Origin of the sequence: Paraburkholderia sabiae (genome assembly GCF_030412785.1) — a bacterium.
In the GTDB taxonomy this organism is placed as follows: domain Bacteria; phylum Pseudomonadota; class Gammaproteobacteria; order Burkholderiales; family Burkholderiaceae; genus Paraburkholderia; species Paraburkholderia sabiae.
In genome coordinates this window covers 5,591,229-5,612,330 of the sequence record NZ_CP125295.1, presented here as the reverse complement: position 1 = coordinate 5,612,330, position 21,102 = coordinate 5,591,229, and the positions used below count along the sequence as shown (strand labels likewise).

Genomic DNA, 21,102 nt, shown 5'->3' with positions numbered 1-21,102 from the left:
TATTCTGGCCGGCACCGGAGGTACAAAAGCGGCTTTCTTTTGCCTACTTTTCTTTGCCGCTGCAAAGAAAAGTAGGTGCCGCCCCGCACAGGGGCAACGCTAGCAGACCGATACGAATTCGCGGATGCCAGCGAAAAACAACCAAAAGCAAAAAACAAAAAATCAAACAGCTTGCCGCAGGCAATACCCAGCAATCGCCTCGATGACATCGGCATCCTCACCGACGGCGGTGGAACAGCGAATCTCGACAGAGGGATGCGCCGCCCGGCACTGATCAAGGATCAAAGGCAGGTCTCGCCGAATATGCCCACCTTGCCCGAAGAAAACAGGCACGACGGTAACAACAGAAGCCCCATCGGCGACTTGCTGGGCAACAGCAGCAGGCAGATCAGGCGTCATGAGTTCGAGAAACGCCAAAGAAACGGGGCCCGCGGACACCCCGCGCAAATCCTTCAACCGCGCGGACAACCGTTGAAAAGGCTCAGCCCATCGAGCATCTCGAGCGCCGTGCGCAAACAGCACAATCCCATGAGATCCCATAACGAGCCGCCTCGCAGAGCAGAGAAAGCAGAGAAAGCAGACAAAAAAACCTAATGCCGATCAACCCACTTCAGCCCGACCAACCCAAGCACCAGATAAACCAGCGCGGGCGTCGCAGCCGTCAACGGCGCAGGCCAGGTATTCAGATTCCCGATATGCGAGAACAGCGTATTGAACAGCTGAAAGCTCATCCCCAGCATGATCCCGCCGAACACCTTCACGCCGACCACGCCCGCACGCGTATGCAGATACGCAAACGGCAGCGACAGCACCAGCATCACGAACACAGCAAACGGATACAGCAGCTTGCGCCACAGCGCGATCTCGTAGCGTTGCGTGTCCTGATGATTCTCGGTCAAGTGCTGGATATAGCGGAACAGGTTGAACATCGACATCCGTTCCGGCGCGACCAGCAGCACCGACAGAATCTGCGGCGTCAGTTCCGAGCGCAGCGAATACTCGGGCAACGTCACCTGCTTCGCGCGATACACCGGGTTTAACGCATCCGCGGGCTTGCCGGCGTCAGGCGCGACATCGATCAGCTGCGTGTCCGTGACGTCCGTCAACAGCCAGTGGCCGGGCGGCTGAAATTTGCCCGTCTTCGCGATCCGCACGTTCGACAGCCGGAACTTCGAATCAAATTCGTAGATCCGCACGTTCGAAATCGTCGCGTCGGGCTGCAACTGTCCGACGTTGACGAAGCGCGTCACCTGCTCGCCGTCGGCGCGCGCCGTCAGCGTGTCCTTCACCCAGACGCCCGACTCGAAGTTGCTCGACACCGACGAACCGAGCGCTTCGAGACGCACGCGCTCCGACAACTGGTCCGTGTACGGCCCGACCACTTCGCCGATCAGGTATGTGAGGAACACGAGCGGAATGCCGATCTTCAGCAGCGAACGCAGCGCGCGGTTCGTCGCGAGACCGGACACGCGGAAGATCGTGTACTCGGAATTCGCCGCCATCTGCGCGAACACGTAGATCGCGCTGATCAGCGCGGCCACGGGGATGATTTCGTAGAAGCGCGACGGCGTTTGCAGCGCGACGCGCAGCACTGCGTACTGGAACTTGTAGTTGCCGTGGCCGACCGAGTTCAGTTCGTTGATCAGGTCGAAGAAGAAGAAGAGACCCGAAAACGCGAACAGAATGAAGATGAACGTGAGGTAGATCTGACGCGCGAAATACCTTTCATAGATGCGCATCGGTTACGCCCCCTGCGTCGAGCGGCCAGCCGAGCGGCTGAACATGGCTCGTGTGAAGAGCGGCCGGTTGCGCACGCGCAGCCAGAATATGAACACGACGATCAGCGCAACGAGGATGTGCAGCCCGACGAGCCCCACGCCGAACGACATCTTGCCCTGCTCGATCCACGACTGCACGACGTTCAGCAGGTTCGAATACGTCAGATAGATCAGCACGGCCATCACGAGGTTGATCGTGCGGCTGCGGCGCGGATTCTGATGCGCGAGGGGAATGGCGAGCAGCATCAGGTTGATCGCGATCAGCGGCAAGCCCGCGCGCCACGCGAATTCGGCGAGATTCTGGCGGGTCGGGTCGCGGAACAGGTCGAGCGTCGGCGTGCCTGTCGTGGTCGGCGTGTTGACTACGGGCTGGCTCTGGATCTTCACGCCGTAGCGCTCGAACTCCATGATGCGAAAGTCGGGGTGGCCCGGTTCGCCGTCGTAGCGCCGGCCGTTTTCGAGCACGACGAAGCGGTCGCCGTTCTTGTGCGTTTCCGTGTGGCCGTTCTTCGACACGACCACGTTCACCTTGCCGTTCTCCGTGCTCGTGACGAACACGTTTTCGACGTGACCCTGATCGGGCGACATCTTCTCGATGAAGAACACGCGATGGCTCGTAGCCGATTCGCGGAACTGGCCGGGCGCGAGCAGCGAGACCTCGTCGCGCTGCTGGAAGCGCGCGCGGATCAGCTTGCTCTGCTGGTTGGACCACGGCCAGCCGACGAACACGAAGAATGCAATCAGGATGATGATGGGCGTCGCGAACAGACCGATCGGCTTGATGAAGCGCGCGAGGCTCACGCCCGAGGCGAGCCACACGACCATTTCGGAATCCTTGTACCAGCGCGTGAGCACGAACAGGATCGACACGAACAATGTGGCGACCAGCATGATCGCGAGATAGCCGATGACGGTCAGGCCGATCAGCACGAGCACGTCGCGCGGGTCGATTTCACCGGACGCCGCGAAGCCGACGATGCGGATCATCATCGTCGTCAGAACCAGCGTGAGCAGGACCATGAACACGGCACCAGCCGTATACGCCAGTTCGCGCTGGAGAGAGCGTTCAAAAATCATGGTTGATGATGAGAGGGCGCGCTCCGGTAGACGGCGGGGTTCAGCCCCATCACGCCTCGGTGCAGCCGCCGCGGGAAAAATAGCGGATAATTGCGGCTTTCATCCTAAGCCCAGATTTTATCCGAGGACAAGCGCGATGGACTTTAGCATAAAAGCCTGTGATTGGAGCAAAGGCTCGACCAACGGGTTCCTTACCGGAAAATCGGATTGCATCGTGATCGGCGTCTTCGAGTCGCAGACGCTGTCGGGCGCAGCGCTGGAAATCGACGCCGCGACCAAGGGCCTGCTGACCCGCATCGTCAAGGCGGGCGACATGGACGGCAAGATCGGCAGCACGGTGTTCCTGCATGAAGTGCAGGGCATCGGCGCGTCGCGCGTGCTGCTCGTCGGCCTCGGCAAGCAGGATGCGTTCACGCAGAAGGTCTACGGCGACGCCGTACGCACCGCGTGGCGCGCGATCCTCGGCACGAAGGTCGCTCAGGTCACGTTTACGCTGGCGCAGGCGCCCGTCAAGGAGCGCTCGTCGGACTGGGCAGTGCGCGCCGCGATCCTCGCGCTGCGCGAGCTGACGTACAGGTTCACGCAGATGAAGAGCAAGCCCGACACGAGCACGCGCGCGCTGAAGCGCATCGTGTTCAGCGTCGACGCGGCGGACGAGAAGCTCGCGAAGGTCGCCGCCAAGCAGGGCGTCGCGCTCGCGAACGGCATGGACCTGACGAAGGATCTCGGCAACCTGCCGGGCAACGTCTGCACGCCGACCTATCTGGGCAACACCGCCAAGAAGCTCGCGAAGGACTGGAAGCTGAAGGTCGAGGTGCTCGGCCAGAAGCAGATCGAAGCGCTGAAGATGGGCTCGTTCCTCGCGGTCACACAGGGTTCCGTCGAGCCGCCGCAGTTCATCGTTCTGCAATATCAGGGCGGCGGCGCGAAGGCTGCGCCCGTCGTGCTGGTCGGCAAGGGCATCACGTTCGACACGGGCGGCATTTCGCTGAAACCCGGCGACAGCATGGACGAGATGAAGTACGACATGTGCGGCGCGGGCTCAGTGCTCGGCACGCTGCGCGCGGTCGCCGAAATGGGCCTGAAGCTGAACGTGGTCGGCATCATTCCGACCTGCGAGAACATGCCCGCCGGCAACGCGACCAAGCCGGGCGACATCGTCACCAGCATGAAGGGCCTGACGATCGAAGTGCTGAACACGGACGCGGAAGGGCGCCTCATCCTGTGCGACGCGCTGACGTACGCCGAGCGCTTCAAGCCGGCTGCAGTGATCGACATCGCGACGCTGACGGGCGCCTGCATCATCGCGCTCGGTCATCACAACAGCGGCCTGTTCTCGAAGGACGACGCGCTCGCGGGCGAACTGCTCGACGCCTCGAAGGAAGCGTCTGACCCGGCATGGCGTCTGCCCCTCGACGACGAGTATCAGGATCAGCTCAAGTCGAATTTCGCGGACATCGCGAACATCGGCGGACGTCCGGCGGGCAGCGTGACGGCGGCGTGCTTCCTGTCGCGTTTCACGGAAGCGTATCCGTGGGCGCACCTCGACATCGCGGGCACCGCGTGGAAGAGCGGTGCGGCTAAGGGCGCGACGGGTCGTCCCGTGCCGCTGCTCGCGCAGTTCCTGATCGATCGCGCTGCACAATGACGTATAGCAGTTGGATCACGCGCAACGCAGTGAAGCAGGATCGCCGATGACCCGAATCGACTTTCATTCGAACGTCGGCGATTCGCTGCTGTACGCGTGCCGTCTCGTGCGCAAGGCGTATCAGGCCGGCCAGCCGCTCATCGTGCTGGCCGAGCCGCCCCGTCTGCGCGCGTTCGACGAGCAGTTGTGGACCTTCTCCGCACTCGATTTCATCCCGCACTGCCTCGCGGCGAGCCCGATCGCGGCGCAAACGCCCGTCGTGCTGACGTCGTCGCTCGACGACGTGCCGCATCATCAGATACTGTTAAATCTGGGCGCGACCGTGCCGGCGCAGTTCGCGCGCTTTGAGCGTCTGCTGGAAATCGTCGGCAACGCACCCGACGAACTGGCTGCGGGGCGCGACCGCTATCGCTTCTATCGCGATCGCGGCTATGCTTTGAACAACTACAAGCAGGACGCCTGACCGGTTTCTGTCCGCTCGATGCGCGGTCTTGTCCCGCGGTCGCGTGCGATAGGCGCAGAATTGGCGCGTCCGATCTAAAAAGGGAGTGTTTTCGTGTCCCATTCTTCCGACTCTTCCGATCAAGACATCCCCCTTCTGACCGACGTGATGGAGACGGGTCACGACCCGCATGCGAAGAGCAGGCGCGGCAAGCGTGGCGGTTCGCATGAGCATGACGGTTCGCATGCACGCAAGCATCGGTCGGCGCATGGGGGCGAGCATGAAGTGGAACATGCCTCGGAACATGAAGCACGTCACGACGAGCACGAGGCCGCACCACAGCCATCGGCGCAAGCCGAACCGGCAGCGCCTCACGCCGACGATGACGACGTGCCGCTGCTCGATTCCATCTACGAATCGCCGGACGATCTGAGCCAGCACGCGCTTCAGCCTGAGGAATCCGCCGCGCAGCACGCGCCCGAAGCGTCGCATGCACCCGCACGCGAACCCGCGCAATTCGTGCCGGGTGAAGCGGAGTTCACCTCGGGCTCGACGGCAGAGCGCTATGTCGCGCCGCCCGATCTGAGTTCGACTTCGACGCAGCCGGAGCACGCGGGCGCGCCCGCCGTCAATTCCGACTACGATGCCGACGTCCTGGCCGAGCGTCTGCGCGGCCGTTTTGCGACGTATCTGAAAGGGGATGGGCGGAATCTGATCGAGGCGCGCTGCCGCGACGCGTTCCAGGATCACACGACCTGGCTCGTCAATCAGATCACCCGGGAAGTGGCGCTCGCGCTGGAAACGGAGATGCTCAGCTGGGTGCGCGAGGCGATCCGCGAAGAACTCGGCAACTCGACGACAAAGAAGTAGGCCGGGCGTCGCGGGAGATTATTTGAGCGTGAGGATCCAGCTTGCCAGCGAGGTGGCTTCGTCGGGTGTGAGCTGGGTGTTCGCGGGCATCGGTACGGTGCCCCAGACGCCCGCGCTGCCATCGAGGATCTTGCGCGTGAGGTAGTGGACGGCGTCGCTGCGGGACGCGTATTTCGCGGCGACATCGTGCAGCGACGGTCCCATGAATTGCCGCGTCACCGAATGGCAGCTCATGCAGTTCTGTTTCTGTGCGAGCGCAAGCCCTTGAGCCGGTTCCGCGCTCGCTGCGCCGGTGAATGCCAAAGTGCCTGCCAGCAGGAATGCCGCATACGACTTCGATTTCATTATGGTCTCCGCCGGTGACTGTGCCCGGCTCGTGGTGGACGCATTATAAGAGCAAAGGGGCACACGGCGATCCGTGTGCCCCTTTGTCGATCGAAGCGTTGCCTGCAGCATGACGATGCTGCGCCGCGTCAGTCGCGGCGCGCACCGAACGCAGCAGGATCAACCCGTGACGGCGCCCTTGTTGGCCGGTTTCGCGAGCGCCGCGAACTTGGCCAGCACGCCCCGCGTGTAGCGCGGCGCAGGTTGCTTCCACGCGCCGCGTCGGCGCTGCAGTTCGCCGTCGTCGACGTTCAGTTGCAAGAGCAGCTTGTGCGCGTCGATGGTGATCGAGTCGCCTTCCTGAACGAGCGCGATCGTGCCGCCGACGAACGCTTCCGGCGCAACGTGTCCCACGACCATGCCCCACGTGCCGCCCGAGAAGCGGCCATCGGTGATGAGGCCGACGGATTCCCCCAATCCCTTGCCGATGATCGCCGACGTCGGCGCGAGCATTTCCGGCATCCCCGGACCGCCTTGCGGGCCGAGATAGCGCAACACGACGACGTCGCCCGCCTTGATCTTGTCGGCGAGAATCGCTTCCATCGCGCTTTGTTCGTCGTCGAACACGCGCGCCGGGCCGGTGATGACCGGGTTCTTCAGGCCGGTGATCTTCGCGACCGCGCCGTCTTCCGCGAGGTTGCCCTTGAGGATCGCGAGATGGCCTTCGCTGTAGAGCGCCTTGTCGATCGGATAGATGACCTTCTGGTCCGCGCGCGGTTTGCTGGGCACGTCCTTCAGTTCCTCGGCGATCGTCTTGCCCGTGATCGTCATGCAGTCGCCATGCAGCATGCCCGCGTCGAGCAGCAGCTTGAGCACCTGCGGGATGCCGCCTGCCTTGTGCAAATCGGTCGCAACGTACTTGCCCGAGGGCTTCAGATCGCAGATGACGGGCACTTTCTTGCGCATGCGCTCGAAGTCCTCGATCGTCCATGCGACTTCCGCCGCATGCGCGATCGCCAGATAGTGGAGCACGGCATTCGTCGAGCCGCCCGTCGCCATGATCAGCGCGACGGCGTTTTCGATCGACTTCTTCGTGATGATGTCGCGCGGCTTGAGATCTATCTTGACAGCCTCGACCAGCACGCGCGCAGACTCGGCGGCCGAATCCACTTTCTCCTGGTCGGGGTTCGCCATCGTCGACGAATACATCAGCGACATGCCGAGCGCCTCGAACGAAGAACTCATCGTGTTGGCCGTGTACATGCCGCCGCACGAGCCCGTGGTCGGGCAGGCGTTCTGTTCGACACCTTCGAAGTCTTCCTGCGACATGCGGCCCGCTGTGAATTCGCCCACCGCTTCGAACGACGACACGATGGTCAGGTCGATGCCTTTCCAGTTGCCCGGCCTGATCGTCCCTCCATAAATGTAGATGCCGGGGACATTCATGCGCGCGAGGCCGATCATGCCGCCCGGCATGTTCTTGTCGCAGCCGCCGATCACGACGACGCCGTCCATCCACTGGCCCTGCACGCAGGTCTCGATACAGTCGGCGATCACTTCGCGCGACACGAGCGAGTACTTCATGCCTTCCGTGCCCATTGACATGCCGTCCGAAATGGTCGGCGTACCGAAGGTCTGCGGATTCGCGTCGCTGCGCTTGACGGCTTCGACGGCGGCGTCGGCGAGGCGTTGCAGGCCCGCGTTGCACGGCGTGATGGTCGAGTGGCCGTTGGCGATGCCGATCATAGGCTTGTCGAAGTCTGCCTTCTGATAGCCGAGCGCGTAATACATCGAGCGGTTCGGCGAACGCGCGACGCCTTGCGTGATGTTCTTCGAACGACGGTTGTACGGCATGGGGAGCTCCATCAGTTGTTTTGGTATGCGCCGCCTTGCTCGTGGCTTCCGGCGCAGTTCTTTAGTCTAGGTCGGGCGGCGCGTGGGACAAGAATGGAGTTTGTGCAAACGAATGTCCAATATATTATTCATGGCCTATTAGGTCGTAAAATGTATCAATGAGTCTGCCTTCGATACCCGATCTGCGCCAGCTGCGCTACTTCGTGACCGTCGCCGAAGAGAAGCACTTCGGACGCGCGGCGGCGCGGCTGTCGATGACGCAGCCGCCGCTGTCGCAGGCCATTCGCGCGCTCGAAGACACGCTCGGCGTCGAACTGTTCGCGCGCACGAAGCGCTCGGTCGAGCTGACGCCCGTCGGCGCAGACCTGCTGCCGGAGGTTCGCAGATTGCTCGCGAGCGCGGAAGGGCTGCGGCCGCTGGCGCAGAGTCTCGCGCGGGGCGAGGCGGGCGTGCTGTCGCTGGCATTCGTGTCGACGGCTGATTACGGTCTCTTGCCGCCGCTGTTGCGCGAGTTCGGCACGCGGCATGCGCGCGTGCGGCTCGAACTGCTCGAAGCGACGAGCGACGTGCAGATCGACGAACTGGTGGCGGGGCGCATCGACGCGGGCCTCGTGATCGGACCGCCGCCGCCGCGTTACGCATCGCAGCTGTCGTGGCTGCCGCTCGCGCGCGAGCCGCTGGTGATTGCGATGTCGACGGAAATGGCGGCGCGGATCGAAAGCCGCGAGCAGGCTGCCGCCGAATGGCGCGATGAGCCCTTGAGCCTCGCGCAAGCGGGCGATGCACCGCTGGTCGTTTTTCCAAGGCGTCTGGCGCCAGGCTTTTATGACATCATTATGGATTGCTACGGCGCAGCGGGACTCACGCCGCGCATCGGCCAGGAAGCGATCCAGATGCAGACGATCGTAAGCCTCGTGTCGGCGGGCATGGGCGTCGCACTCGTGCCGCAATCGCTGCGTAACCTGCGGCGCACGGGCGTGGTGTATCGTCCGTTGCGCGAGGCGGTGCCTGCTGTCGTCACGGGGCTCGTGTGGCGCACGGCTGAGGTGAGTCCCGTGCTGGCCGGTTTCATCGACATCGTGCGCGCGCACGCCGATATGCTTGCCGGCTAGCGAACGCTTTGCCGTTACGCGCGTCCAATGCGCTTGAGCTTCAGAATCCCCGAACCCCTATAACGATACGATGCACATCCACCCGAATTTCGATCCCGTCGCCATCCATCTGGGGCCGCTCGCCGTCCGCTGGTACGGCCTGATGTATCTGGTCGCCTTCGTCATGGCGATCGTCGTGGGCCGACTGCGGCTGCGTCTGCCGCATGTCGCCGCGCAAGGCTGGACCCCGAAGGACATCGACGACATGCTGTTCTACGGCGTGCTCGGCACGATCCTCGGCGGTCGTCTTGGCTACGTGCTGTTCTACAAGGCGAGCTGGTACTTCGCGCATCCTCTCGATGTCTTCAAGGTCTGGGAAGGCGGCATGTCGTTCCACGGCGGCTTTCTCGGCGTGACGCTCGCGATGATCCTGTTCGCGTGGCAGCGCAAGCGTACGTGGCTGCAGGTGACGGACTTCGTCGCGCCGATGGTGCCGACGGGTCTCGCGGCGGGGCGGCTTGGGAACTTCATCAATGGCGAGTTGTGGGGGCGCGTGACGTCGCCCGATGCGCCTTGGGCGATGCTGTTCCCGGGTGCCGCGAACGAAGACGCGGGTTGGCTTGCTGCGCATCCGGCGCAGGCTGCGCAATGGCATCTCGCCGATGTGTTCGCGCAATATCACATGCTGCCGCGGCATCCGTCGCAGTTGTATGAGATTGCTCTCGAAGGTGTCGTGCTGTTTCTCGTGCTTTGGTTCTTTTCGCGGAAGCCGCGGCCTGTTGGGGCTGCTTCTGCTGTGTTTCTCATTGGCTACGGCCTGGCGCGGTTTACCGTCGAGTTTGCTCGCGAGCCGGATGATTTTCTTGGGCTGCTCGCGCTTGGGTTGTCCATGGGGCAGTGGTTGTCGTTGCCTATGATCATCGCTGGTGTTGTTATGTTGTTGTGGGCTTATCGGCGGAATGGGCGTGAGGCGGCTCGTACTGTGGGCGCGAGTTAATCCGCTTTTTTTTGTCTGCGACGCTAGTCGCTATTCTGGTTTTTGCTTTTCGCTTTTCTTCTTCGCTGGCATCCGCGGTTTCGTAGCGGTTTGCTAGCGTTGCCCCTGTGCGGGGCGGCACCTACTTTTCTTTGCAGCGGCAAAGAAAAGTAGGCAAAAGAAAGCCGCTCACACCGCCAATTCTTGTGTTTGCCCAGGGGCTCTCAACGTCCCCGTCCTTCGTGCGGCAACACACTTTTTCGTGCCCGTTGCCAGCGTGCTAACTGCACGCATCACCCGCTTCGCACGCCCGCGCCACTTACCGCGTTACCAGGCAGTCCACGGCCGCCCAGGTGGCAAACTGTGTGCAGGCGGTCGCGCCGCAAGTGCACCACTCCGGACTGAAAAGCGGGATCGGTGTCGTAGAAGCGCCAACGCATCAGGCGCGGCAACCTACACACAGTTTGCCACCTGGGCGGCGCGGACGAGTCGCTGCCACTGGCTGCGCAACGGGTGATTGAAGTGGGTGATGCGCCTGTTCAAGGCGCTGGCAACACGCGTGGAAAGATGCGATGCCGTGTGGAGTACGGGACCCTTCGGGGGCCCGCAGGCAAACACCAGAATTAGCGGTGTGAGCGGCTTTCTTTTGCCTACTTTTCTTTGCCGCTGCAAAGAAAAGTAGGTGCCGCCCCGCACAGGGGCGACGCTAGCAAACCGCTACGAAACCGCGGATGCCAGCGCAGCAAAAAGCAAAAAGCAAAAAGCAAAAAGCAAAAAACCAGAATGGCGACTGCGTCGCAGACAAAAAAATCACTTCATCTGCACAGACCCAGAAACGTTAACGGTCACAGTAGAAGTGCCACCTTCAACAGGCACAGGCGCAGCCGCCTTGGCACTAACATCCGACCGCATGCTCATCATCATCACAGGCCGCGGCGAAACGCCGCCACTATGCCCGACATTCACTTCGCGGATCGTATATCCGCTGTACCCAAAAGCCTGTGAAGAAGCACTAGCCTGCTGCTTGAAGGAAGCAATCGCCTGCCCCGTCAGCTTCTGTTCGGCGGCACGCTGAGCTTCCGGCGACAGCGAAAACTGCACATTCCCAACCTGCATGATCGACGACAGTTGTCCCGCGAGCTTCGACGCCGCCGCGAAGTCATGCGACTCCAGCACGATCTCCGTGCGGCCGCGCCATGCGGAGATGCGTCCATCACGATCCGTCGACGGATAGATCGAGAACGAACCCGTGCGCGCCGTCACGCCGCTGACACCCTTGGCCTTTTGCAGCGCCTGGTCGGCATGCTGGTTCAACGTGCCCGTCAACGACGACGGATCGTTCGCTTCCTGCTCGTAGAACAGCGTGATATCGACGACATCCTGCGGTACCTCGGCGCTCGCCTGCGCGTTCAGCGACAGCACGCCAGCCGGTTGATACTGCTGCACAACGGTTTGCGCATTGGCCGCGGTGGACATGAACGCGAGAGCGAGCGGCGCCGCGAGCGCCCACACGAGCGCGGATTTCTTCATCATTGTTCGACTCCTTCGTTGAGCAGGTTGTGCATGCATGCATCATCGGCGCACGCGTGGCCGCATCCAATTGAGCGGCGCGCGTGGCATGACGCTTGCGAGGCGGTTAGGCGCCTGAAAGGGTCGTCTGGTTCCCCGAGTTTCTCTTCGAATGTCGTTTCAAACGAATCGGCACGCACACGCGCGACGCGATGCCGCATGAACGTATGCGTTCTTCAGGTGCTCAGGCCGCGCGCTTCGCAAGCTGCTTCGTGATGAAAGCCCACTCGGCTTCCGTGACGGGCGTGATCGACAGACGGTTGCCCTTCGCGAGCACACGCATGTCGGCGAGTTCGGGATGCTCGCGCAACTCGGCCAGCGGAATCAGCTTGATCTTCTTCTTGAACACGACGTCGACGAGCGTCCAGCGCGGCGTCTCCTGCGACGACTTCTCATCGTAGTACGGGCTCTTCGAATCGAACTGCGTCGGGTCGGGGTAGGGCGTCGACGATACCTCGGCGATGCCCGCAATGCCTGGCTCCGGGCAACTGGAGTGATAGAACAGCACGCCGTCGCCGATCTTCATGATGTCGCGCATGAAGTTGCGCGCCTGATAGTTGCGCACGCCTGTCCATGGCAGCGTGTGCTGCGGCGCTTTCGCGAGGTCGTCGATGCTTGCTTCGTCCGGTTCGGACTTCATCAGCCAGTAGCGCATGAGTCGGATTGAGCGTGAATGAACTTGAAGGGGAGAAGTGTTCGTCGAACGCACAAAGAAAAACGGCATCGGACAAAGTCCGATGCCGTTCGTATGGGTCCCCGCCTTAGCCGCTAGGCCGGCATCCTGAACCTGAGGTTCAGAATTGGTCGCAGTTAGCAGCACTTCGGGTACATCAGACTGAGTGACGCGCACGCCCGTGCTACAAATTTCCGCAACCGTGCATATAGCATTGGTTCAAGGAATATATGACCTTGGCGAACCAGGCAGGGAAGCTTAAAAACGTTTGCTCTACAACATGGGCCTGATCGAACAACAATCAAGCCCATCGAATTCTTTTTACTGCACGCTGTACTGTTGAATCACAGTGCCCAGCTGCTCGTTCATTTGATGCATTGTACGCCGGATTTCTTCGGCGGGAAATGATTCTCCGTGTCGCACGCTGGCTTGCAGCCTAAGCAGTTCCGATGCCAGCGACAAGGCCGCCATCACCGCGATACGGTCCTGGCCGCGCACGTTGCTGTTCGAGCGGATCCGGTTCATCTCGGCGTCGACACGCGCCACCGCTTCGAGCAGCGCCGCTTCCGTTTCCGGCGAGCAGGCGAGACGATAGGGCTGGCCAAGGATCGACACTTCGATCTGCTTCGTGGTCATACGTTTTCTCCGTGGCGGGTCGCGTCGTTGTTCGCGTCGTGATTGGCCTGCGCCTGCTGTTCGGGCGCGAGGAGATCGAGCTGGTTGTCGGCTTCCTGACCGCGAGCGCGCGGCAGTTTCTCGAGGATCGCGTTGAGGCGGACCTGAGCGTCGTCGATTTTCGCGGACAACGCATCGCGTTCCGCCTGCAACGCATTGCGTTCTTCGCGGGTCTGTTCGAGTTCGACGCGGGTGGCTTCGCATTCGGCGCGCGCCTGGGCGAGCTGTTCTTCGAGTGCGATCCGGGCTTCGTTATAGCGCTGGCTGATCTCGATCAGCCGGCCGATGTTCTGTGACAGTGTTTCGAGTTCGGTGAGCATGTGCTGCGTCCTCTAAAGACATGGCATTCTAGCGCGGAATGTCGCACGCTCGGACATTTGTCTCGTTTCGAGACGTAACAGTAGCGCTTTAGCGCGGCATTATCCAGTGTGTTGCGCCGATGCGCGACCACGAATCACGCATTTTTACCCTTTAAAAAGGGGCTTTTTTAACAGTCGTCCCGCCGGAGTGCGGACGTCGGTCCTCGTTTCTTGACGCGTCTGTTCGTCACTTCTACACTGGCGGCACTTTGGTGCCCGCGCACGGTATCGCACCGCGCGCAGTTAAACGGGAAGCAGGGAGCGAAGTCCGCCCGGACGAGCCAACCTGCGCTGTCCTCGCAACGGTACAACGACTGCAGTTCCTGCAAGCCGATCCATGCACACATCGAGCCGACTCTATCGGCCGATGCCGTGCGAAACGCCACTGCGCGCGATGCGTGGGAAGGCGGGTCGGCCAGTCGTCAGCCCGGATACCGGCCAGAGCCAGGAGGCAAGGTGCTTCCTGAACAGGCATCGGCCCACGAGGAGCGGGCCGCGCACAGGCCCACAGGACTCATTCGATGCTGACCCCGCTGTTTGTCCATCCGGCGTTTTCGCGTCCGGTTTTTTCGCGCCCGCATGCGCCGCTCGCTGCACTTGCCGTCATGGCCTTCGCCTGCGTCCCGCTCGCGGCGCATGCACAGACGGACGACACCACGAACCCATCCGCCACATCCACGGATCCATCCGACAGCGCTGCGAATCGTCCGCAGAAGGAAGCGACGCTGTCGCCCATCGTCGTGACGGCGGACCGCAGCGCGCAGCGTCTCGCGGACGCGATCCCGCAGACCACGCTGTTCGATGCGCAGGACATCGCCGACACGACAGCACGCGACCTGCCCGGTCTGCTGCAGTTCGCACCGGGCGCACAGATTGTTCGCAACGGTGGCCCGGGTTCGACGTCGAGTCTCTTTCTGCGAGGCGCGTCGTCGACGCAATCGCTGGTGCTGATCGACGGCGTGCGTGTCGATTCAGTGAGTCAGGGCAATGCGCAGCTCGAACAGATTCCGCTCGATCAGATCGATCACGTCGAAGTGGTGAACGGCAATGTGTCGGCGTTATACGGGTCGGGTGCCATTGGCGGCGTGGTGCAGGTGTTCACGAAGGACGGTGGCAATCATCCGCCGCGTTTTCATTTCGACGTCGAATACGGCAGCTATCACACGCAGCGACAGGCGGCGGGCGTCGATGGCGCGCTCGACAAGGACGGCCGCACGACCTTCAGCTTCGAGGTCGCGCGCGCGAAGACGGATGGTTTCTCGTCGATCGATCCCGCGCTCGCGCCCGTCAATCCGAACGCGAACGGCTACTTCAACGAGAGCGTGAGCGCGTCGCTGCGTCACAAGCTCAACGACCGATGGGACATCGGCCTGCGCTATTTCCAGTCGAACGGCAACGACAGCTTCGACAATCCGTTCGGCCTGCCCACCGATCTCAACAACCTGCACAGCAAGGTTCAAACCGCGTCGGCGTTCGCGAACGGCAAGGTGACCGACTGGTGGACCACGCGCTTCGTCGTCGCGACGGGCAACGATCGCAGCAACACGTCGCTCAATGGCGACTATCTGTACCGCTACGATTCGGACAACCGGCAGTACACGTGGCAGAACGATTTCACATTCGCGAAGGACCAGAAGCTGCAACTCGGCTACGAGCATCTCGACCAGACGCTCGATTCGAACCAGTACAGCGCGCCCGACCGTCACGTGAATTCGGTGTTCGCGGGCTACACGGGGCGCTTCGGCAACAACCAGATTCAGGCGAATCTGCGGCGCGACCAGTACTCGGATTTCGGCGGAGCCAACAGTTACTATCTGGGCTATGGCTACGATCTGACCGAGCACTGGAAGGTGACAGCAAGCTGGTCCGATGCGTTTCGCGCACCGAGCTTCAACGATCTGTACTACCCGTATAGCGGCAATCCGCTGATCCAGCCGGAGCACAGCCATTCGATCGAAGCCGCGTTGCAGTACGCATCGGATGCGCTCGGTCTGCTGAAGCTCACCGCGTTCCAGACGCGCTATACGAACCTGATCGACTATGTGCAGACCACGCCGGGCATCTATGTCGCGGAGAACGTCGGGCATGCGAAAGTGCAGGGCATCGAGGGATCGTGGCAAGGTCATGTCGGCAGGACGGACGTGCGCGCGGCCGTGACGTTCCAGAATCCCGTCGATGAAGACACGCATACCGATCTGAACCGTCGCGCGCGTCATTTTGCGTCGTTCGCGGCGAACCGCAATATCGGCGGCTGGCGCGTGGGCGGCGAGTGGCTCGTGAGCGGCGAGCGCGACGACAGCGGCACGGCGCTCGGCGGTTATGGCATCGTGAATCTGTCCGCGCGCTACAACATCACGAAGGCGTGGTACGTGGCCGCGCAAATCCAGAATCTCTTCGACAAGGACCATGAACTCGCCTACACGTACAACACGCCGCGACGCGGTGCGTACCTCACGCTCGGCTGGCAGCAGCAATAACGGCCGATGAACGGCGTCGTGCAACGTCAGCCAATGCGGCTCGCGCGCGGCATGAGCCCGAAGCGCGCGTTCGCGATCTGGGCTGCGCTCGCGCTGGCCGCGCTCGTCGTGTTCATCGCGTCTCTGGCGTTGGGCAGCGTGAGTGTCGCGCCGCTCCATGTGCTCGATGCGCTGCTCCCGTCGCACGAGGCATCGTCCGATCTCGCCGTGCAGATCGTCCGCACGCTGCGTCTGCCGCGCGCGCTCGCGGGCTTCGGATGCGGCGCGCTGCTCGCACTCGCGGGCGCGCTGTTGCAGGTGTTGCTGCGCAATCCGCTGGCCGAGCCGTATGTGCTCGGCGTATCGGGCGGCGCGGCGAGCTTCGCGCTCGTCGCGATGATCGCGGGCTGCGCGTGGTGGATCGTCGATGCTTCGGCGTTCGCCGGCGCGTTCGTGTCGATCCTGCTGGTGCTCGGTCTCGCGCGCGGTGCGTTGTGGCGCGGCGAGCCGCAGGATGCATCGCCGCGTCTGCTGCTGACAGGCGCCGTGATCGCGGCGGGTTGGGGCGCCATCATCACGTTGCTGCTGACCGTCGCGCCCGAGAGCCGCTTGCGCGGCATGCTGTTCTGGCTGACGGGCGATCTGAACGGCGGCGGCATGCCGTGGCTCGCGCTCGGCGCGTTGTGCGTGGCGTTGATCGGGATCGTGCCCATCGCGCCGCAACTCAACGTGCTGCTGCGTGGCGATGCCGCGGCGCAGGCGCTCGGCGTGCACGTGACGCGCATGCGTCTGCGCGTCTATCTCGTCGCGTCGCTCGCAGCGGCTGCTGCCGTGACGACGGGCGGCACGATCGGCTTCGTCGGACTCGTGGTGCCGCACATGTTGCGACTCGCGTTCGGCAACGATCAGCGGATGCTGCTGCCCGCGTCGGCGCTCGGCGGCGGCGTCGCCGTGATGGGCGCCGATCTGATCGCGCGGACTGTGATCGCGCCCGCGCAGTTGCCTGTCGGCGTGATCACGGCGCTGATCGGCGTGCCCGTGTTTCTGTGGATGCTGCTGCGAAGGAGGCACGCATGAACGCCCGCGCTTCCACCGATGCCGCGCTGCATGCCAACCAACTCACATTGCGCGCCGGTTCGCGCACGTTGCTCGACAACTTCACGCACACGTTCTATCCGGGCGAAGTCTGGTGCATCGCAGGACCGAACGGCGCGGGCAAGACGACGCTCATTTCGACGCTAGCGGGTCTGTTGCGTCCTGCGCATGGACATATCGAACTCGACGGCAAGCGCGTGAGCGAATGGCCGCTCGCGCGCCTCGCGCAACGTCGCGCATTGATGCCCCAAGCGTCGCACGACGCATTCAGCGCGAGCGTGCTCGATATCGTGCTGCTGAACCGCTTTCCGCATCTGGCCGGCTGGGGTTGGGAGCGTGACGAAGACCGCACGGCTGCGTATGCCGCGCTCGACACGCTTGGACTCGCGGACTTCGCGGCTCGCGACGTGCTGTCGCTGTCGGGCGGCGAACGGCAGCGTGTCGCGCTCGCGGCGGCGCTGTGTCAGGACGCACCGCTGCTGTTGCTCGACGAGCCGCTCGCGCATCTGGATCTGCATCACCAGATCGATTGCCTGGAAGCGTTGATTCGCTGGACGCGCGACGCCGGGCGTACAGTGATGTTCTCGTGTCACGATCTGAATCTCGCGCGACGTTTCGCGACGCATGCGCTGCTGCTCGAAGGCAACGGCATTGCGCATGCGGGACGCGCGCGCGACGTGCTGACGCCGGAACTCGCGAGCCGCGCATTCGGCTATCCGCTCGTGCTGATCCGCGACGGCGACGAGGAAGCGCTGATTCCCGCGTTGCGCGTGCCCACTCGCACCTGAACTCGCATGAACCGAATCCATCACGCCAATACAAATATGATCACTTCGCATTCACTGCCTCACGTCGAACCGCTCGAACAGTCGATGCGCGCCGACCTGCAACGTATCATCGATCTGAAGACGAAACCGCCCGGCAGCCTCGGCCAGCTCGAAACGCTCGCGCGTCAGATGGGCATGATCCAGCGCACGACGCAGCCGTCCATCACGCGTCCCGCGATGATCGTCTTCGCCGCCGATCACGGCATCGCGAACGCGGGCGTGAGTCCTTATCCGCAAGCGGTGACGGCGCAGATGGTGCTCAACTTTCTTGCGGGCGGCGCGGCGATCAATGCGTTCAGCCGCGTCGCGGGCCTCGAACTCGAAGTGGTGAATGCGGGCGTCGCGCACGCGTTCGAATCGCATGAAAGGCTCGTCGATATTCCGCTCGGCAAGGGCACGCGCAACTTCGCGCAAGAGCCCGCGATGACGCGCGACGAAGCGCTCGCCGCGATGCGCGCGGGCGCTGAGCGCGTGCGACATCACGCGGCGCTCGGCACCAACGTGATCGGCTTCGGCGAGATGGGCATTGCGAACACGTCGTCGGCTGCGTGCCTGATGAGCCGTCTGTGCGGCGTGCCCATTGACGATTGCGTCGGACGCGGCACGGGTCTCGACAACGCGGGCCTCGTGAAGAAGCGCAACGTGCTGGCTGCTGCGCTCGCGCATCATCCCGTATCGAACGATCCGCTCGATGTACTTGCAACCTTCGGCGGCTTCGAAATCGCGATGATGACGGGCGCGTATCTCGCGGCGGCGGAAGCGCGCATGACGATCGTCGTCGACGGATTCATCGCGACGTCCGCGCTGCTGGTTGCCGATGCGTTCGCGCCCGCCGTGCGCGACTACTGCGTGTTCGCGCATGCATCGAACGAGACGGGGCACCGGCGCATGCTCGATCACTTCGGCGCAGTGCCGCTGCTCGCGCTCGATCTGCGGCTCGGCGAAGGTACGGGCGCGGCGCTTGCTATGCCGCTGCTGCGCGCGGCCGTCGCGTTCGTCAACGAGATGGCGAGCTTCGAGTCGGCGGGCGTCGCGCAACGCGATGCATGATCCTTCGATGATGCTTCCGGCATGCATCAAAACAGGCGTTTGACCGTGGTAGAACAGCGCAGACAAGATGCGGTGAATGAACAGCGATGAATGAACTGCGTTATTTCTTCACGGCGCTCGGCTACTTCACGCGTGTGCCCGTGCCGCGCTGGGTCGGCTACGAGCCGCATTATCTGAATGCGGCGGCGCGTTACTTCCCATTGGTCGGCGCATTGGTCGGCGCGGCGGGCGCGATCGTATATATGGCCGCGTTGCGCATCTTTCCGGCGGGCGTTGCCGTGCTGCTGTCGATGGCGACGACGCTGCTCATCACAGGCGCATTCCACGAAGACGGTCTCGCCGATTGCGTCGATGCGTTCGGCGGCGCCTATACGCGCGAGGACACGCTGCGCATCATGCATGACTCGCGCATCGGCGCATTCGGCGCGATTGCGCTGATGATCGCACTCGCGCTGAAGTGGCAGACGCTCGCCGCGTTGCCGCCGATGCGCGCCGCATGGCTGATGATCGCCGCGCACGCGGCGAGCCGCACCTGCGCGATCAGTTACCTCGTCACGCTCGATTACGTGCGCGCCGAAGGCAAGGCGAAGCCCGTCGCGCAGCGCATGTCACGCAATGCGTTCGGCTGCGCTATCGTTCTGGGTATGCCGTGGCTCTTCTGGCCACAGTGGCGCGCTGCTTGCATCACGCTGGTCGTGCTGATCGCGTTGCGCTACATGCTGGGCCGCTATTTCGTCAGACGCATCGGCGGATATACGGGTGACTGTCTCGGTTTTGCACAGCAGATTTTCGAACTGGCCATCTATCTGGTGGGGCTCGCATGGATATCGTTCTGATCCGTCATCCGGCTGTGTCCGTCGATGAAGGCGTGTGCTACGGGCAAAGCGACGTGGCGCTCGCCGATGCGCCCGAAACCTCGGCGGCTGCGCTTGCCGTGCGTCTCGCCACGTTGCAGGTGCCCGCGCCGCGCGTGCTGCTGTCGAGTCCGCTCACACGCTGCGCCAGCGTTGCGGGCGCACTGGCGGCGAACTTCGGTTGCGCCTATAGCACCGACGACAGCCTGAAGGAAATGGACTTCGGCACGTGGGAACTGCAACGCTGGGACGGTATCGATCGCGCGTTGATCGATGCATGGGCCGAAGATTTCGAGGGCGCACGTGCGCATGGCGGCGAAAGCGTCGAGCAGTTCGTGGCCCGCGTGCGCGCGTGGTTCGACGTATTCCAGCAGACGCGCGAACTCACACCCGCGTATGTCGTCACGCATGCGGGCGTGATACGCGTGATCGCTGCGACGGTGCTCGGCCTGCCTGTCGAGCGCTGTCTGAAATGGTCGGTCGATATGGCGGGTTGCGTCTGGTTGCGACGCGACGACACGAGCCAGGAATGGTCGATCGTGCGCTGGAACGCTTGATGTCCTGGTGGACGTTCAATGGCCCGCGCGATGTGAGCGCGCGATATCGAGGTCTTCGCACAGTTGCGCCGCGCCTTGCGCGATACGCGGCGCAGGACGATTGATCAGATCGCCGTCGATCGCGAACAGGTTGTTGTGCGCCACGGCTGTCATGCCGGGCCACGCCTTCCATTTATCGAGCGATGGCAGCGGTCGGTCCGGTTGCGTGGCGCCGGGCGCGGCAGTCACGATGGCGTCGGGGTTCGCCGCCAGCACCGCTTCCGTCGATATCGTCGGCACCAGCGGTTCGAGCTTCGCAAACACATTGCGTCCGCCGCACAGCGCGATCACGTCGCTGATCATGTGCTCGCCGTTGAGCGTCATCAGCGGCTCGTCCCATACCTGATAGAACACGCTGACCACGGGTTGCTTCGCGTATCGTTCGCGCAGCGCGGCAATCTGCTGGCGATAACTGCGCGCCGCTGCATCGGCGGAAGTCGACGTGCCGAGCAATGTGCCGAGCTTCGTCAGCGACACAGCGATATCGTCGAGACGATGCGGCTCGCTGAAGTACAACGGTATGTGCAGTTCGCGCAGGCGATCGGTCTGCCGCTGCGCATTGCCATGCCGCCACACGACGATCAGATCGGGCTTCAACGCGACGATGCGTTCGAGATCGAGCGCCTTGTTATCGCCGACGCGCGGCAGCTGTTTTGCTTCGGGCGGATAGTCGCTGTACGTCACCGCGCCGACGAGCTTCGCGCCGCCGCCCGCCGCGTAGATCATTTCCGTCACGTGCGGCGCGAGGCTGATCACGCGTTGCGCGGGTTGCGCGAGCGTGACTTGCGCGCCGGTGTCGTCGGTGACGGTGATTGCCGCGTGAGCGTGCGACGTGAACGCGAGTGCGCATGACGTGGCCAGTGCGCGAAATGATCGGCGGAGTCGCAT

General features: G+C 63.0%; 21 protein-coding genes, 1 other RNA gene and 1 riboswitch. Of the genes, 11 read left to right on the top strand and 11 right to left on the bottom strand.

The features are described 5' to 3' along the window. Positions 1 to 162: 162 nt before the first annotated feature. Genes QEN71_RS25220 through lptF form a run of 3 tightly spaced genes read right to left on the bottom strand, consistent with a single transcriptional unit; the run spans position 163 to position 2,855 of the window. The gene (locus QEN71_RS25220; RefSeq protein WP_201659127.1) at positions 163 to 540 is read right to left on the bottom strand and encodes a sirohydrochlorin chelatase; all 378 of its coding nucleotides are present in this window, start codon (positions 538 to 540) and stop codon (positions 163 to 165) included. Positions 541 to 590: 50 nt separating this feature from the next. Next, complete coding sequence (gene lptG / locus QEN71_RS25215) at positions 591 to 1,739, bottom strand: LPS export ABC transporter permease LptG (RefSeq protein ID WP_201659130.1); 1,149 nt, start codon at positions 1,737 to 1,739, stop codon at positions 591 to 593. A 3-nt stretch (positions 1,740 to 1,742) separates the two neighbouring features. Beyond that, on the bottom strand, positions 1,743 to 2,855 hold the full coding sequence (gene lptF / locus QEN71_RS25210; RefSeq protein WP_201659132.1) for an LPS export ABC transporter permease LptF: 1,113 nt from the start codon (positions 2,853 to 2,855) through the stop codon (positions 1,743 to 1,745). A gap of 136 nt (positions 2,856 to 2,991) precedes the next feature. Here lptF and QEN71_RS25205 point away from each other — a divergent pair, with 136 nt between their 5' ends. From QEN71_RS25205 to QEN71_RS25195, 3 genes are all read left to right on the top strand, one after another. Beyond that, positions 2,992 to 4,503: a leucyl aminopeptidase gene (locus QEN71_RS25205; RefSeq protein ID WP_201659134.1), complete on the top strand. Its 1,512-nt coding sequence runs from the start codon at positions 2,992 to 2,994 to the stop codon at positions 4,501 to 4,503. A gap of 46 nt (positions 4,504 to 4,549) precedes the next feature. Beyond that, positions 4,550 to 4,966 carry a DNA polymerase III subunit chi gene (locus QEN71_RS25200; RefSeq protein WP_201659136.1) on the top strand — a complete coding sequence of 139 codons (417 nt, stop codon included), beginning with the start codon at positions 4,550 to 4,552 and terminating at the stop codon, positions 4,964 to 4,966. Positions 4,967 to 5,059: 93 nt separating this feature from the next. After that, the gene (locus QEN71_RS25195) at positions 5,060 to 5,815 is read left to right on the top strand and encodes a DUF2486 family protein (RefSeq protein ID WP_201659138.1); all 756 of its coding nucleotides are present in this window, start codon (positions 5,060 to 5,062) and stop codon (positions 5,813 to 5,815) included. 18 nt (positions 5,816 to 5,833) lie between these two features. Here QEN71_RS25195 and QEN71_RS25190 read toward each other — a convergent pair whose 3' ends face one another. Both QEN71_RS25190 and ilvD read right to left on the bottom strand, forming a co-directional pair. After that, on the bottom strand, positions 5,834 to 6,160 hold the full coding sequence (locus tag QEN71_RS25190) for a c-type cytochrome (RefSeq protein ID WP_201659140.1): 327 nt from the start codon (positions 6,158 to 6,160) through the stop codon (positions 5,834 to 5,836). Between the two features lie 159 nt (positions 6,161 to 6,319). Next, positions 6,320 to 7,993 carry a dihydroxy-acid dehydratase gene (gene ilvD, locus QEN71_RS25185; protein ID WP_201659142.1) on the bottom strand — a complete coding sequence of 558 codons (1,674 nt, stop codon included), beginning with the start codon at positions 7,991 to 7,993 and terminating at the stop codon, positions 6,320 to 6,322. A gap of 158 nt (positions 7,994 to 8,151) precedes the next feature. Between ilvD and QEN71_RS25180 the strand changes: the two genes are divergently transcribed. Both QEN71_RS25180 and lgt read left to right on the top strand, forming a co-directional pair. Next, positions 8,152 to 9,105, top strand: a complete 954-nt coding sequence (locus tag QEN71_RS25180; RefSeq protein ID WP_201659145.1) for a LysR family transcriptional regulator — start codon at positions 8,152 to 8,154, stop codon at positions 9,103 to 9,105. Positions 9,106 to 9,175: 70 nt separating this feature from the next. After that, complete coding sequence (lgt, locus tag QEN71_RS25175; protein WP_201659148.1) at positions 9,176 to 10,081, top strand: prolipoprotein diacylglyceryl transferase; 906 nt, start codon at positions 9,176 to 9,178, stop codon at positions 10,079 to 10,081. 789 nt (positions 10,082 to 10,870) lie between these two features. On the opposite strand, the gene QEN71_RS25170 is transcribed toward lgt, so the two are convergent. The 5 genes from QEN71_RS25170 to QEN71_RS25150 form a co-directional block, all read right to left on the bottom strand. Continuing rightward, entirely contained in the window at positions 10,871 to 11,593 is a 723-nt protein-coding gene (locus tag QEN71_RS25170; RefSeq protein WP_201659151.1) for an SIMPL domain-containing protein, read from the bottom strand. Between the two features lie 220 nt (positions 11,594 to 11,813). After that, the gene (locus QEN71_RS25165; protein ID WP_201659155.1) at positions 11,814 to 12,284 is read right to left on the bottom strand and encodes an EVE domain-containing protein; all 471 of its coding nucleotides are present in this window, start codon (positions 12,282 to 12,284) and stop codon (positions 11,814 to 11,816) included. Positions 12,285 to 12,378: 94 nt separating this feature from the next. Beyond that, a non-coding RNA gene (gene ssrS / locus QEN71_RS25160) (6S RNA) lies at positions 12,379 to 12,560 on the bottom strand. Positions 12,561 to 12,623: 63 nt separating this feature from the next. Beyond that, positions 12,624 to 12,938: a cell division protein ZapA gene (locus QEN71_RS25155; protein ID WP_201659158.1), complete on the bottom strand. Its 315-nt coding sequence runs from the start codon at positions 12,936 to 12,938 to the stop codon at positions 12,624 to 12,626. After that, positions 12,935 to 13,297, bottom strand: a complete 363-nt coding sequence (locus QEN71_RS25150) for an ATPase (protein ID WP_201659161.1) — start codon at positions 13,295 to 13,297, stop codon at positions 12,935 to 12,937. Before QEN71_RS25150 ends, QEN71_RS25155 begins: the two co-directional genes overlap by 4 nt. 232 nt (positions 13,298 to 13,529) lie before the next feature. After that, a riboswitch (cobalamin riboswitch) is annotated at positions 13,530 to 13,793 on the top strand. A 64-nt stretch (positions 13,794 to 13,857) separates the two neighbouring features. On the opposite strand from QEN71_RS25150, the gene QEN71_RS25145 reads away from it, so the two are divergent. The 6 genes from QEN71_RS25145 to cobC all read left to right on the top strand — a co-directional run bounded on the left by QEN71_RS25145 (position 13,858) and on the right by cobC (position 20,175). Then, positions 13,858 to 15,813 carry a TonB-dependent receptor domain-containing protein gene (locus tag QEN71_RS25145; protein WP_201659164.1) on the top strand — a complete coding sequence of 652 codons (1,956 nt, stop codon included), beginning with the start codon at positions 13,858 to 13,860 and terminating at the stop codon, positions 15,811 to 15,813. 6 nt (positions 15,814 to 15,819) lie between these two features. Then, positions 15,820 to 16,869: a FecCD family ABC transporter permease gene (locus QEN71_RS25140; protein WP_201659167.1), complete on the top strand. Its 1,050-nt coding sequence runs from the start codon at positions 15,820 to 15,822 to the stop codon at positions 16,867 to 16,869. Then, the gene (locus QEN71_RS25135) at positions 16,866 to 17,675 is read left to right on the top strand and encodes an ABC transporter ATP-binding protein (RefSeq protein WP_201659170.1); all 810 of its coding nucleotides are present in this window, start codon (positions 16,866 to 16,868) and stop codon (positions 17,673 to 17,675) included. The genes QEN71_RS25140 and QEN71_RS25135 overlap by 4 nt, the downstream gene beginning before the upstream one ends. Positions 17,676 to 17,711: 36 nt before the next feature. Next, positions 17,712 to 18,764, top strand: a complete 1,053-nt coding sequence (gene cobT, locus QEN71_RS25130) for a nicotinate-nucleotide--dimethylbenzimidazole phosphoribosyltransferase (RefSeq protein ID WP_201659173.1) — start codon at positions 17,712 to 17,714, stop codon at positions 18,762 to 18,764. Positions 18,765 to 18,850: 86 nt separating this feature from the next. Beyond that, a complete protein-coding gene (locus QEN71_RS25125; protein WP_201659176.1) occupies positions 18,851 to 19,600 on the top strand; it encodes an adenosylcobinamide-GDP ribazoletransferase in 750 nt (249 codons plus the stop codon). After that, positions 19,585 to 20,175, top strand: coding sequence for an alpha-ribazole phosphatase (gene cobC / locus QEN71_RS25120; protein ID WP_201659180.1), 591 nt, complete (start codon positions 19,585 to 19,587; stop codon positions 20,173 to 20,175). Before QEN71_RS25125 ends, cobC begins: the two co-directional genes overlap by 16 nt. A gap of 15 nt (positions 20,176 to 20,190) precedes the next feature. Here cobC and QEN71_RS25115 read toward each other — a convergent pair whose 3' ends face one another. Then, positions 20,191 to 21,102, bottom strand: coding sequence for a cobalamin-binding protein (locus tag QEN71_RS25115; protein ID WP_201659182.1), 912 nt, complete (start codon positions 21,100 to 21,102; stop codon positions 20,191 to 20,193).